The organism is Cognatishimia maritima (genome assembly GCF_900129685.1).
Classification (GTDB): domain Bacteria; phylum Pseudomonadota; class Alphaproteobacteria; order Rhodobacterales; family Rhodobacteraceae; genus Cognatishimia; species Cognatishimia maritima.
In genome coordinates, this window is the sequence record NZ_FQWM01000001.1 from 540,775 (window position 1) to 554,556 (window position 13,782).

Genomic DNA, 13,782 nt, shown 5'->3' on the forward strand with positions numbered 1-13,782 from the left:
CGCCTGCCAATATTGTAATTTCCGTGCGGGTGTCTAACTGCAACACAAACGCGTGAATACAGGGTAGAGAACGATGCGGATTGTTCCAATAGTCATAGCCGTAATTGTGACGGCTGTTATGTACTTTTTTGTGATTGAACGGGACACTCTGCTGGCGTTTGCCGCAGCCGACGATGCATCAACCGAGGTCGCGGCACCTGAGGTCGCGGCAGAAGAAGCCGCCGCCCCTGCCAACAATGTGGTGCGTGTGGTGGCCGTAAAATCGACCGCACGTGTGATCGACAGCGCCGTAATTGTACGCGGGGAAACTGAAGCAGAGCGCCAGATTGATGTTTTGGCCGAAACCTCGGGCCTCGTCACCTCGCAACCCCTGCGCAAAGGCTCGTTTGTTGAAGAAGGCCAAGTGATCTGCGAGATCGACCCTGGTACGCGCCAATCCTCATTGGCAGAGGCAGAGGCCCGCCTGATTGAAGCCTACGCAGGTGTGCCAGCGGCAGAAGCCCGTTTGCAGGAGGCCAAAGCGCGCCTGCAGGAAGCTCAGATCAACGACAATGCGGCGTCAAAGCTTTCAAAAGACGGATTTGCTTCGGACACGCGTGTGGCCTCTGCACAGGCTTCGGTACGCGCCGCTGAAGCCGCGGTTGCAGCCGCAACATCAGGGATCGACAGCGCGCAAGCCGCCATTGAGGCTGCTGAAGCGCGTGTGGCCTCTGCGAAAAAGGAAATCGATCGCCTGACCGTGCGCGCGCCATTTGCGGGCTTGCTTGAGGCAGACACCGCAGAGTTCGGAAGCCTGCTGCAAGCACAGGGGCCAAACGGCGCCTACTGCGCAACGATCATCCAACTTGATCCTATCAAGCTGGTCGGATTCGTTCCTGAAACAGAGGTCAATCGTGTCGAGCTTGGCGCGATGGGCGGTGCCCGGCTTGCAAGCGGCGATGAGGTTCGGGGCACGGTGACGTTCATCTCCCGTTCCGCCGACCCAGAGACGCGAACATTCCGGGTCGAGCTGACCGTACCAAACAAGGACTTGAAGGTCCGCGATGGCCAGACGGCTGAAATCATCATTGCGGCCGAAGGCAAGTCCGCACACCTGCTGCCACAATCGGTTCTGACCCTTAACGATGAGGGCAAATTGGGTGTACGTGTTGTCACCAAAGACAACACCGCAGACTTTGCCCCGGTCACCGTATTGCGCGACACCGCGCAGGGCATCTGGTTGGCAGGGCTGCCAGAGACCGCAGACGTGATCGTCATTGGTCAGGAATATGTCGTTAGTGGCGTTCCGGTCGAGGCGTCATACCAGGAGACAAACGAATGATCGGTGTTGTTGACTGGGCCGCCGCCCGAGCGCGGATGGTAATTGCTTTTATTGTATTGTCCCTGCTTGCCGGGGGCTTTGCCTATTGGAACCTGCCCAAAGAGGGCGAACCGGACATCGAAATTCCAGCACTGTTTGTGTCAGTGCCGTTCCAGGGCATCTCGGCATCGGATTCAGAGACCTTGCTGGTCAAACCGATGGAAACCGAACTGGCTGACCTTGACGGGTTGAAAAAGATGTCGTCAACCGCTGCTGAAGGCTATGCCGGTGTCGCGCTAGAGTTTGAATTCGGTTGGGACAAAACCAAAATCACGGCCGATGTGCGCGACGCTATGGGCAAGGCTGAAAGCCAGTTCCCAGACGGGGCAGATACTTACTCTGTCAATGAGATCAACTTTTCTGAGTTTCCGATCATCATTGTAAACCTCTCGGGTCGCGTTCCAGAGCGCACCATGGCCCGCGTCGCGGATGACCTGCAAGAACGGCTAGAGTCGCTCGACGCCGTTCTGGAAGCAGGTATTGCCGGCAAACGCGACGAGATGCTTGAGGTGCTGATCGATCCGCTGCGCCTTGAAAGCTACAACGTCACCGCTGGTGAATTGATCAATGTTGTGCGCAACAATAACCAACTTATTGCCGCCGGTGAGGTCGAAACCGCCAGCGGCAAATTCGCCGTGAAAATCCCCTCTAGCTTTGATGATGCGCGCGATGTCTACTCCCTGCCTGTCAAAACCAACGGTGACCGGGTGGTCACGCTGGGTGATCTGGCCGAAATCAACCTGACGTTCGAAGACCGACGCGGCACCGCTCGCTTTAACGGCATCAACACGGTTGCTCTGCAGGTGGTAAAGCGCAAAGGGTTTAACCTGATCGATACCGCCGAATTGATCAAACAGGCTGTAGACGAGGCCTCTGCCGAGTGGCCCGATGAATTAAAAGCCGCTGTCGAAGTCGGCACTTCCAATGACCAAAGCCGGATCGTCGGCTCGATGGTGGGACAGCTTGAAGGGTCAGTTCTGACGGCGATTGCGCTTGTGATGATTGTGGTTTTGGCTGCACTTGGCACGCGGGCTGCATTGCTTGTGGGCTTCGCGATCCCGACCTCGTTCCTGTTGTGTTTTGTGCTTCTGGCAGTGATGGACGTCACGATTTCGAACATCGTGATGTTTGGTCTGATCCTAGCCGTGGGGATGCTGGTCGACGGGGCGATTGTGGTTGTTGAATACGCCGACAAACGCATTGCGCAGGGTGTGGGCCCGATGCACGCCTATGTCGAGGCCGCGAAACGCATGTTCTGGCCCATCGTATCGTCTACCGCGACAACCCTTTGTGCCTTCTTGCCAATGCTGTTTTGGCCGGGCGTTCCGGGGCAGTTCATGGGCATGCTGCCGGTCACACTGATCTTTGTTCTTTCTGCATCGCTGATTGTGGCGCTGATCTACCTGCCTGTCATGGGTGGCGTATCTGGCCGCATGAGCCGCTTGTTTCACACTGCATCTGTCGCCTTGCGCAAAAAGACACCTTGGCTGGTGCGCCTGCTTTTGGTGCCCCCGTCGCTCTTTATCATATTCCTCGGCGCAATGCAGATTTTGAACCCAAGCTACCTGATGGGGGCTGCGGGCGCTGAGGGCGGGATTGCGCCATTTATCTTCGGCTTTGTGGTCTTCATGTTGGGCGCTTTCGCAGCGTCAATCACCGTTGACGCTGTCATGCTTGAACGCCGGGAACGGCGCGTCAAGGTTGGCCGAGGCCTGTCGCCCTTTGGTTGGTTCATCAAGCTGATCGCGGGCAACCCGATCATGCCGCTGGTGACCATCGCCGCTGTCGCCGGGTTTGTCGTCAGCGTCTTTATGTACTTCGGTGAAAACAACAAAGGCGTCGAGTTCTTTGTGGAATCCGAACCAGAAATGGCGCTGGTCTATGTCTTGGCGCGCGGGAACCTCTCATTAGAACAGCAAGACGCCTTGGTGCAGCAAGCCGAAGACATCGTTCTGGCTCATCCGGGCATCAAAACGGCCTTTTCCTTTGCAGGCGAAGGCGGCTTGGACAACAACACCGGTGGCGCGGCGCCTCCGAAGGACACCATCGGCCAGATTCAGATGGAAACCATACCTTGGGAGGATCGCCCAGACACAAGTGAGCCTTGGTTCACGATCCCTATCCTGGGCATCACCGTCAATCGCGCCATCAAGGCTGCGGATTTTGACGGCGATTTGATCATCGACGAACTAACAGAACAGCTGAACACCATTCCGGGGGCTAAGATTGAAATCTTGGCAGCGAACCGAGGGCCTGCCTCGGCCAAACCCGTGCACTTCCGCGTCAAAGGTGACAATTGGCAAGACCTACTGGCCGCGGCGACAACCGTGCGCGAGAAATTTGACACCACCCCCGGTCTGACCCTGATCGAAGACACCCGCCCCCTGCCCGGCATCGACTGGCAGATCGACGTGGATGTGGAAAAGGCAGGCCGCTATGGTGCCGATGTGGCAACCGTTGGGGCGATGGTGCAATTGGTCACGCGCGGCATTTTGCTTGATACTTACACCCCTGCTGGTAATGACGAAGAGATCGAAATCCGCGTGCGCCTGCCCGAACAGGACCGCGTGCTTTCGACCCTTGATACATTGAAAGTCCGCACACGCGACGGCTTGGTGCCACTGTCCAATTTCATCACCCGCCAGCCTGTTCCAAAGCTGGCAGAGATCAACCGCGTCGACCAGACCCGCGTTTTTGATGTGAAGGCGGGTGTTGAAAGCAACATGATCTTGGTTTCGAACCCCGAAACTGACGAGTTTGAACTGATCTCTGCAGACCGCTGGAAAGATGAAACGGGTCTGCAGGAAAGCTTTGAAGACCGTGGTTTCACACTGGCGTGCCTTTGACGCCAGCGATCCAGATTGAGCGCCTGACCAAATGGGCCGAGGAAACCACCCCCTTCCCGACTGGTATCGAATGGGAGTGGACCGGCGACCAAGAAGACGAAGCGGAATCGCAGGCCTTTCTTGGCAATGCTTTCCTTGGCGCGCTGGGTTTGATGTTCATTATCCTGCTGGCGCAATTCAATAGCTTCTACAATTCTGCCCTGGTTTTGCTGGCGGTTATCCTGTCGACAACTGGCGTGCTGATCGGGATGCTGGTGATGGGACAGCCTTTTTCGATCATTATGACCGGGACCGGCATCGTGGCCCTCGCCGGGATCGTGGTGAACAACAATATTGTTCTGATCGACACCTATCAGGAATACAGCCAATTCATGCCCCGGATCGAGGCCATCGTGCGCACCGCGCAGGACCGTCTGCGCCCGGTGCTGCTGACCACAATCACAACCATGGCCGGTCTGGCGCCGATGATGTTCGGGTTGAGTCTGAATTTCATCGAAGGCGGCTATTCCATCGACAGCCCCACCGCGCTCTGGTGGAAACAATTGGCGACTGCCGTGGTTTTTGGCCTTGGTATCGCAACAATGCTGACGCTGGTGTTCACACCTTCGATGCTGGCACTGCGGGTTTGGTTTTCGACCTATATGCGTTGGATTTTCCGCTTGATTGCACGTCTCACACGCGGGCGTGGCAGCCGTGCGGCGCGCGATTGGGAGTTGCGGAGATCGGCCAAAAAGATCAGATCACCAGAAATTTTGTGGGAAGAGACACCACAAATGGTTAAACCTGTCTTGACTGAACAGGAAGCTGTCAAAGCAGCCGAATAATAAACGAGTGGTTAATGACAATCGAAGAAAACCTGCGCGCCTTTATGCAGGACTATCATCGCGCAATCGCCGACAAAAACTTTGCGGCGGTTGCCGAGTTTCTGGAATTCCCCTTTGAGATCACCCTAAAGGGTGGCGAAGTTAAGCTGCGCGATACGGCAGATGTTGTCGAAGCTTTTTCGGTGATCGCCAAAGTCCATCGCGCACGGGGTGTTAAAAAGGTGCGGCGTCGTGTGCATCTTGTGCATGCCACCAGCCTGTCAGAGGCGATTGTCAGCACCGACGAGGAGGCCCTTGATGAAAAGGGCCAGCCGATTGTCACTTGGCGATCAAGCTACCTTTTGCTGAGACAGCGCGGCATCTGGCGCATTGCAGAAGCCAACGCTGTCAATCACGACGAGGTCTGGGAAAAAGTCGGGGCCACGTCGCTTCACGCGGCCTCCGCATCCTCGCTTTGCTGACGGTGCCAAAGCTGCGCATAGCGGCCATCACGCTCTAGCAGTTCACTGTGGGTGCCTTCTTCGACGATCTCACCCTTTTCAAGCACAACAATGCGGTCGGCCTCGGCAATGGTCGACAGCCGGTGCGCAATTGTGATCACCGTGCGCCCCTGCCCCGCACGCGCCAGCGCGTCTTTGATGGAGCCTTCCGTTTCCGTATCAAGCGCCGAGGTGGCCTCATCCAGCAGCAAAAGCGGTGGGTCTTTCAAAAGCGTGCGTGCAATGCCCACACGCTGCTTTTCGCCGCCTGACAGCTTCAGACCGCGTTCGCCCACTGCCGTTTCATATCCTTCCGGCAAGGATACGATGAAATCGTGGATTTGGGCTGCCTGGGCTGCTGCGATAATGTCTTCTTCGGTGGCGTCATCTCGGCCATAGGCGATGTTGTAGCGAATGGTATCGTTAAACAGCACCGTATCCTGCGGCACCACGCCGATCGCGTCATGCAGGCTTTGCTGCGTGACATCGCGCACATCCTGCCCATCGATCTTCAACGCACCGCCCTGAACATCGTAGAACCGGAACAGCAACCGCCCAATCGTGGATTTGCCGGACCCAGAGGCACCAACGATGGCCACGTTCTGCCCGGCGCCTACGGTCAGGGACACGCCTTTCAGGATCGGGCGTTCGTCATCGTAGCCAAACGAGACATTCTCTAGTTCGATTTTGCCGCCATCCACCTTCAGTTCAGCAGCATCAGGCAGGTCGGAAATCTCGGCGGGTTGACCGAGAAGGTCAAACATCTCTCCCATATCGACAAGGCTCTGGCGGATTTCGCGGTAGACCGTGCCAAGGAAGTTCAGCGGCATGGTGATCTGAATCATATAGGCGTTGACCATGACAAATTCGCCCACGGTCAGCGTGCCGTTCTCGACGCCCATCGCGGCCATGACCATGACGATCACCAAGCCAGTGGTAATAATAAAGCTTTGTCCGACGTTCAGCCCGGCAAGCGAATAGGCGGTTTTTAATGCTGCTGTTTCGTAGCCGCGCATCGAGGCATCATAACGCTGCGCCTCACGCCGCTCTGCACCAAAGTATTTGACGGTTTCAAAATTCAACAGGCTGTCGATGGCCTTCTGATTGGCATCCGTGTCCTGATCATTCATGATCCGGCGCAGTTTCACGCGCCATTCGGTGACTTTGAAAGTGAACCAGACATAGGCCGCGATGGTGACAACGATGACGGCCAGATACCAGACGTCCAACTGGAAATAGAGGATCGCCGCAATCAGCAGGAGTTCCAGCACCAAAGGCCCAATTGAAAACAGCATGAAGCGCAGAAGGAATTCGACGCCCTTCACGCCACGCTCAATAATCCGGCTGAGGCCGCCAGTTTTGCGCGTGATGTGATAGCGCATGGAAAGCCGGTGGATATGCTCGAACGTTTCAAGCGCCAGACGACGCAGTGCGCGCTGTCCTACCTTGGCAAAGACCGCGTCGCGCAGGTTTTGAAACCCCACCGACATGAACCGCGCAAATCCGTATGCTATGGTCAGCCCGACGGCCCCCAGCATGAAGATCGAAACGCCATCTTCGGCCAAAGCGTCCACTGCCATGCGATAGAGCTGCGGCGTATAGACAGCGACAGCCTTGCTAAGCAAAAGCGCAAGCATCGCAAGCATGACTCGTTGTTTGACCCAGGGCTGATCCTTGGGCCAAAGATAAGGTGCAACCCTGCGCAGAATGTCCCAACCCGACCGGTTTCTGTGCCGCGCCAATTCTTCTGGGGAGGCGGTTCGCCATTGCTGCATCGCGTGTTCCGATCCTTTGCTGCTCCGAGGTAGGAACCTATGCACCCGCAGGCGAAATGACCAGCGCCGAGGCTCCGGTTTCTTGCGCATTCCTGAAATTTGCACCGCGGTCGTCTTAATGGTCACGTCCTTCGCGGGAAATCACTCTGGCACTGTGAACACCTGCCCTGGATAGATCAGATCCGGGTCTCGGATACGGTCGCGGTTGGCTTCAAAGACTTTGACGTATTGAATGCCATCGCCATAGTTCTCACGCGCAATCGCCCAGAGGGTGTTTCCGGGCTGAACCGTCACCTGCACGATGCCGCGATCCTCTACCGCACTGGCAGCGGCGGCGAGTTCTGCCGGTGCCTCACGTTTGAACGGCGACTCGACGCGGGAAATTACAGTTCCCTCCGTCGAAAGATGGTCTGCCCGCAAGGTATAGACACCGGGGGCCACATCAGACAGTTCTGCCCACCACGTAAAGTCAGGCGCAATACGTGTCTGTGCGCGGGCGCCATTGTCGAGGTAAATTCGCACAAAGCCTGCGCCTGCTGCGCGGCCTGACATCTGCACCTCGCCGGTTTCGGAATAGGTGATGGCATCGACCGTCACCACATCAGATGGAGCGCTATCTTCGACGCCGGGTCCCTGCACCACCCGTGCGCCTTCGTCGCTTGAGATGATTACAGTCGGCGCTTGTTGCGGGGTCTCGCTGGTGTCAACGTTGGTTTCCGCTTGTGGCGCAGCCACTGGCGCAGGCGCTTCAGCGGAAGCATCGGATGTGGCGGCACTCTCTGCCAGCGATGCGATTTGTTCAGTTGCCTCGCCTATTTCAGGTGCGCTCTCCGCTTCCCCTTCAGAGGCAACAACTTCGTTTTCGTTCGGCTCGCTTTTGCCTTCGGCTTGTGGCTTCAAGCTTTCAGCCAATTTTTCCGTTACCGATGTCAGTGCCTCAGCCGCGTCTTCTGTCACAGCCTCGGCGCGTGCCACAACGGTATCGGACTCCGCCTCGGTAGCCGTTTGTTTAGGCGGCGCGGCAACCGGGGCCACAATCACGGTCTGGTTGGACGTCACTTCTTCGCCGTCGACGTCCTGCACAAGGCTCAGGACACGCGGCGCGTCGCTTGGGGGGATTGTCACCAGCCCGGCGAAGCCACCATCAGAACCAGCCTGCGCCGTAGCGACTTCTTCTCCATCAAGCAGAATTTTCACGTCACCGCCGTTGGCGACCCCTGCCCCGGCAATAACGGCACTCCCGTCTTTTTCGACCCGGACGATATCAAAACTTGGACGGCTGTTGTCGGTACTCGCGGGTGTCGAAGGCTCTGCAACCACGGCAGACTCATGGTTCTCTACACCCTCGTCAGTGGTCGCCGGGGTTTCATCTGCTGCAACGGGTGCGGCCTCGGCTGTCTCTGATGGGCTTGTCTCGCGTTCAACCGGAGCCGCGGTGACTTCGACCTCGCTTTGCGCGACGTCGACAGGCGTAGGCACATCCCGATCAAACAGCCCCAATGCCATCGCCGCAACAATCGCAGCCGCAAGCGCAATCGCGCCGGCAATCAACGTGTTTCCCGACAAAAAAGTGGTGTTTTTGCGCATGGCTGCCCCTTCCCCAGTCTTTGGCAGTCGTCTTGGTTGAGCGACAGTAGCAACTTGGATAACCATGGTCAAAACAGCATTGATTCAGCAGGAGTTTTTTATGGCAACGCTTTCCGTCTGTGTGTTTTGCGGCTCTCGTTCCGGGGTGGACCCTGCTTATCAAGAGGCCGCGCTGGCGCTGGGTCAGGCGATTGCCGCCGAAGGTTGGCGTCTGGTCTATGGCGCGGGTGATATCGGGTTGATGGGGGCTGTCGCCAATGCCACGCAAGCCGCAGGTGGTGAAACTTTCGGTGTCATTCCCACGCATTTGCTGAAACATGAGGTTGGCAAGACAGACCTGACCCGATTTATCGTCACAGAAAACATGCACGAGCGCAAAAAGGTCATGTTTATGAACTGTGACGCTGTCGTGGTTCTACCGGGCGGCGCAGGGTCACTGGATGAGTTCTTTGAGGTCCTGACTTGGAGGCAGCTTGCGCTGCACGACAAACCCATCGTTCTGTTGAACATCAACGGCTACTGGGACCCGCTGATTGCGCTGGTGGATCACGTGATCGATCAAGGCTTTGCGGATGCGTCGTTGCGCGACTTCATCAGTATCGAGGCAGACGTCAATTCCGCAATCTCTAAGATTTCAGCTTTAGAATAGCCGCGCCTAATGCACTGTTTTGGAGGCGGTCATTGTCTCCATCAAGCGGTTCTCAGGGCTGCTTTCAAACATGGTTCCGACCGTTCGAAATACCGACAGGCGATCCAGCAGCTCAGCGTTAGAAGACACGCCAACCTTTTCATAGATCATCTGGATCTGATTGCGCACGGTCTTGGGCGAACGCTGCGCGGTTTCCGCGATTGTTGCAACACTCTGCCCCAAGAGCAGAGATTTGCAGACTTGGGCCTCCCGCGCACTTAGGTCAAAGACATCCTCAAGCAGCGCAGTATTCACCGCATCATGCACGGACTGACCAACAAAAATCGCAAACATTTGTTCTTCGTCCAAGAGATGGCGATCAATCGCGCTTGCATCGCGCATCGATGGACGAAACGGCGAAATCGCAAGCATCAGAGGGGATTCATGGGTATGAACCTTTAGCCCACTTTGCACGAGGTCACGGCTCGTCTGAGAAATCTTGTGGTAAAGGTCAGCAGTGTCGTAGGTGTTTGACAATGTCAAAGCCCCGTCGCGCGCGACTTTGAAGGGATCGCCGCGACTTAGGATTTGGCGTCCAGCCGTATTACCAAACAAGTATTTGCCTTTCACATCCGTCACCAACATCGGCAGGATAATCCCGTCGAAAAAGCCGCTAAAGGCTTCGGTCGCACGTTTGGCCAAGGCCAATGCGCGGGCCAGTTGACTGGCGCGTACCGCATGCGGCGCCAAGAGCTTTAGCACCTTAAAGAGCGGATCATGCACCTCTGCTTCTCTCTTGGGGTCAGCGGGCAGTGGGAACCCGAGAAAGGCCCCCTTTTCGCCATTGTGGTCGACTTTCAGGTGCAAAGAGTTTCGATACCCCGAGGGCTTCAGAAAATCCGTGTAGCAGCGCGAATTCAACAATTGTGCTTCCGGGAAGAACCGTTTTGTCCTGACGACAAACCCGTTTGGTGTGCGCTTGACCACCTCGGCGATAGTCTCACCAAAGTTATTTTTCATGTTAAATTCAAAGGGTGACGGAAAAATGGGGGTCTGCCCGGCGTTCACATATTCGGGCAACATCGTATCGCCGTCGTATCCCCATGCCAAAGCCCCGACACCGGGAAACATGGCGCGGAGTTTTGTCAGCAGCGTTTTCCACTGCACCTCTTCGAAGGCCGAGTCGTAAACGACGCCGATAAGCTCGGAGAGGTCTTCTGGTGTGAAAGATGGCTTGCCCATATACGCATTCTACACCACGCCAGCCAAATCTCATGGGTAAAATTACCCAAGCCCATTTGGGATGTCTTGCTCATGCGTTACTTGATCTGGGCGGCGATACTCATGGTCAATGATCACGAGGAGATACCAGCATGACCGCACCAGCCCATCGTTCAGAAGAAATTCGCCCGTTCCTGACCGCCTCACGTCGCGCAAATGGGCAACGTCGCGGTCGCCATAGCATTCTTGGCCTTGGTCTGTCGCTGCGCTCCTTCGCGAAACGTTGGTTTGGTCTGCCCAACATCATGCCCGGCGCCTGGTACCTTTGATGTCAGGGCTGATGGCTTACATTGAGTAGCCCATAAAACGAAAAACGCCCTCTCGGGTGAGAGGGCGCAATATTTCTCAGATCAATTTAGAGATCACAGGCGGGATGCAACGTTTTCCCAGTTGACCAGATTGTCGAGGAAGTTGGTCAGATACGCAGGGCGTTTGTTGCGGAAGTCGATGTAGTAGGAGTGTTCCCAAACGTCGCAGCCCAGCAGCGCAGTTTGACCGAAGCACAGTGGGTTCACACCGTTTTCAGTTTTGGTCACTTTCAGGCCGCCATCGCTATCTTTGACAAGCCATGCCCAGCCGGAGCCGAACTGACCTGCGCCTGCGGCGGAGAATTGGGATTTGAATTCGTCAACGGAACCAAAAGATTCTACGATAGCTTTTTCCAGTTCGGATGGCATCGCGGTTTTGTTCGGACCCATCATTTCCCAGAACTGGTTGTGGTTCCACAGCTGAGAGATGTTGTTGAAGATACCGTTTTGCGCAACGGCACCGGCGTTGTAGGTGCCGACGATGATCTCTTCGAGGGATTTACCTTCCCACTCTGTGCCAGCAATTGCGGCGTTGCCGTTGGTCACATAAGCATTGTGGTGCAGGTCGTGGTGGTATTCCAGCGTCTCTGCGGACATGCCGTGTGCCGCCAGGGCGTCGTGTGCGTAAGGAAGATCAGGAAGTTCAAAAGCCATGGTGGCCTCCATGTTGGTTCGTGCGGTCTCTCTAGGGACAGATGTGAGATTTTGGGCCAGAAGGTCAAGGTCAAGTCCGACGATATTGCTCGGTTTTTTGGAATATCTTTGGAAAGCGCGTGTATCTGACCCACTTCGCATGGGATGAGGCGCAAATTCGCAAGGCGCTTCAGAAGATACAAATCTGTCCATTTTAAATTGAGGTTCGCGTGTGCTCCGGATGGGGATGTCAGGCCTGCGCGCATTTGGCCCTGATTGAAGCCTTTCCGTTGGCTCCGTCAGGGGCTACATCTGTGCGGACGGCAAATCGACACCATGGTGTTTTGAAATGGTATTTTGGATCACAGCGACCGGGCTCACGCTGATCACCGGGCTATTCTTATGGCTCGCGCTGACTCGTGGGCGCAGCACAGCGGTGTCACCTGCGGCTTATGACCTGCAGGTCTATCGCGATCAGCTGAGCGAGGTGGATCGCGACCTCGCACGCGGTGTGATTTCCGCAGAAGACGCCGAGCGCGTGCGCACCGAAGTGTCGCGCCGTATTCTGACAGCAGATGCACAGGTGCAGGCCGAAGCGGATGGCGCACAGCAGCGTGACCCCAAAACGGTCGGTGTTGCTGTTGTTGTTGCAGTTTTCCTTCTGGGAGGCGCGGCTGCGCTCTACGTCAATCTGGGGAACCCCGGCTATCCCGATCTTGAACTGCAAGACCGGGTTGAGAACGCACGGCAGATGTTGCAAGAGCGACCCACGCAGGCCGCCTTTGAAGCACAGTTGCCTGAACGCCCCGTCCCGGAAGCAGATCCCGAGTTCCTGAAATTGGTCGCAGACCTGCGCATAGCTGTCGCGGACCGCCCGGACGACATGCGCGGGCTGGAACTCTTGGTGCGCAACGAGGCAACGCTGCAGAACTACGGCGCAGCCTATCGCGCGCAGGCGCAGTTAATTGCGCTCAAAGGCGAAAGCGCCACCAGTTTTGACTACACGCAGCTCGCTGATCTGATGATCCGCGCCGCTCAGGGCTATGTCTCGCCTGAGGCTGACAGCGCATTGCGCGACGCGCTTGCCCGTGATCCAAACAACGGATTTGCGCGCTATTACACGGGTCTTATGCTCAGCCAAACTGGCCGCCCAGACATGACCTTCCGCATCTGGCGTGATCTACTAGAGGCTGGCCCCGAAGCCGCGCCTTGGATTGCACCTATTCGCGCGCGCATCAGTGACTTGGCATGGTTTGCCGGGATCGACTACACCCCGCCTGCCCCGCGCGGCCCAACGGTTTACGACATCAACGCCGCGCAAGATTTAAGCGAAGAAGACCGAGGCGCGATGATCAACGCCATGGTGGCTGGATTGGCGGACCGTCTGGCAACCGAAGGCGGCGCGCCCGAAGAATGGGCGCAGTTGATTACAGCCTATGGTGTGCTGGGCGATCTGGACAAAGCGCAAGTGGTTTGGGATGAGGCGCAAGAGGTCTTTGAGACCACACCAGAGGCTTTGGCCCCGATCGCCAACGCTGCCCGCGCTGCAGGACTGACGGAATGACGCAAAAGATTTTTGACGACATCGAAGCCAATGCGGCAGAGATCCCGCAGATGCAGGCGCTGGCCGGGCTCGATCTGGGCACCAAAACCATTGGTGTTGCCATCTCGGACAGTTTTCAGTCGATTGCGTCCCCATTGCACACGATCAAGCGCAAGAAGTTCACGCAGGATGCTGCGCAGTTGTTGGAGATCATCAAAGAGCGCAACATCGGTGCTTTGATCCTCGGCCTGCCGCTAAACATGGACGGCAGCGAAGGCCCCCGCGTGCAATCAACCCGCGCTTTTGCGCGCAATCTTGCGCAGCTGACCCCCCTGCCGATCTTCTTCTGGGACGAACGATTGTCGACTGTTGCCGCTGAAAGAGTGCTGCTTGAGGCGGATACCAGCAGAAAACGTCGCTCTGAAGTCATTGATCACGTGGCCGCCGGGTATATCTTACAAGGAGCGCTGGATCGTCTGGCGCATCTTCGGCGCAAGCCCTGACCGGCCAAGATGGTG

10 protein-coding genes and 1 pseudogene are annotated in these 13,782 nt (G+C 56.7%); 7 read left to right on the forward strand and 4 right to left on the reverse strand.

The window, feature by feature from the left end; genetic code table 11:
• The first annotated feature begins 73 nt into the window (after positions 1-73).
• The 3 genes and pseudogenes from BUA39_RS02810 to BUA39_RS02820 all read left to right on the forward strand — a co-directional run bounded on the left by BUA39_RS02810 (position 74) and on the right by BUA39_RS02820 (position 5,491).
• The gene (locus BUA39_RS02810; protein ID WP_072790629.1) at positions 74-1,321 is read left to right on the forward strand and encodes an efflux RND transporter periplasmic adaptor subunit; all 1,248 of its coding nucleotides are present in this window, start codon (positions 74-76) and stop codon (positions 1,319-1,321) included.
• A pseudogene (locus BUA39_RS02815) lies at positions 1,318-5,030 on the forward strand (efflux RND transporter permease subunit). The gene BUA39_RS02810 and the pseudogene BUA39_RS02815 overlap by 4 nt, the downstream one beginning before the upstream one ends.
• Before the next feature lie 14 nt (positions 5,031-5,044).
• Entirely contained in the window at positions 5,045-5,491 is a 447-nt protein-coding gene (locus BUA39_RS02820) for a nuclear transport factor 2 family protein (RefSeq protein WP_072790631.1), read from the forward strand.
• Here BUA39_RS02820 and BUA39_RS02825 read toward each other — a convergent pair.
• Both BUA39_RS02825 and BUA39_RS02830 read right to left on the reverse strand, forming a co-directional pair.
• Positions 5,461-7,284 carry an ABCB family ABC transporter ATP-binding protein/permease gene (locus BUA39_RS02825; protein ID WP_072790632.1) on the reverse strand — a complete coding sequence of 608 codons (1,824 nt, stop codon included), beginning with the start codon at positions 7,282-7,284 and terminating at the stop codon, positions 5,461-5,463. The genes BUA39_RS02820 and BUA39_RS02825 overlap by 31 nt on opposite strands.
• A 141-nt stretch (positions 7,285-7,425) precedes the next feature.
• A complete protein-coding gene (locus BUA39_RS02830) occupies positions 7,426-8,871 on the reverse strand; it encodes a LysM peptidoglycan-binding domain-containing protein (RefSeq protein WP_072790634.1) in 1,446 nt (481 codons plus the stop codon).
• A gap of 100 nt (positions 8,872-8,971) precedes the next feature.
• Here BUA39_RS02830 and BUA39_RS02835 point away from each other — a divergent pair, with 100 nt between their 5' ends.
• Positions 8,972-9,520 (forward strand): LOG family protein, encoded by a 549-nt coding sequence (locus tag BUA39_RS02835; RefSeq protein ID WP_072791690.1) that lies wholly within the window; start codon positions 8,972-8,974, stop codon positions 9,518-9,520.
• Between the two features lie 6 nt (positions 9,521-9,526).
• Here the strand turns inward: BUA39_RS02835 and BUA39_RS02840 are convergent, their stop codons facing one another.
• Positions 9,527-10,741 (reverse strand): helix-turn-helix transcriptional regulator, encoded by a 1,215-nt coding sequence (locus tag BUA39_RS02840; protein WP_072790636.1) that lies wholly within the window; start codon positions 10,739-10,741, stop codon positions 9,527-9,529.
• A gap of 131 nt (positions 10,742-10,872) precedes the next feature.
• Here BUA39_RS02840 and BUA39_RS16745 point away from each other — a divergent pair, with 131 nt between their 5' ends.
• Entirely contained in the window at positions 10,873-11,049 is a 177-nt protein-coding gene (locus BUA39_RS16745) for a hypothetical protein (protein ID WP_165610474.1), read from the forward strand.
• 93 nt (positions 11,050-11,142) lie between these two features.
• Here the strand turns inward: BUA39_RS16745 and BUA39_RS02845 are convergent, their stop codons facing one another.
• Positions 11,143-11,742 carry a superoxide dismutase gene (locus BUA39_RS02845; RefSeq protein WP_072791692.1) on the reverse strand — a complete coding sequence of 200 codons (600 nt, stop codon included), beginning with the start codon at positions 11,740-11,742 and terminating at the stop codon, positions 11,143-11,145.
• A gap of 328 nt (positions 11,743-12,070) precedes the next feature.
• Here BUA39_RS02845 and ccmI point away from each other — a divergent pair, with 328 nt between their 5' ends.
• Both ccmI and ruvX read left to right on the forward strand, forming a co-directional pair.
• Complete coding sequence (gene ccmI, locus BUA39_RS02850) at positions 12,071-13,285, forward strand: c-type cytochrome biogenesis protein CcmI (protein WP_072790639.1); 1,215 nt, start codon at positions 12,071-12,073, stop codon at positions 13,283-13,285.
• Positions 13,282-13,767, forward strand: a complete 486-nt coding sequence (gene ruvX, locus BUA39_RS02855; protein WP_072790643.1) for a Holliday junction resolvase RuvX — start codon at positions 13,282-13,284, stop codon at positions 13,765-13,767. Before ccmI ends, ruvX begins: the two co-directional genes overlap by 4 nt.
• Positions 13,768-13,782: the final 15 nt, after the last annotated feature.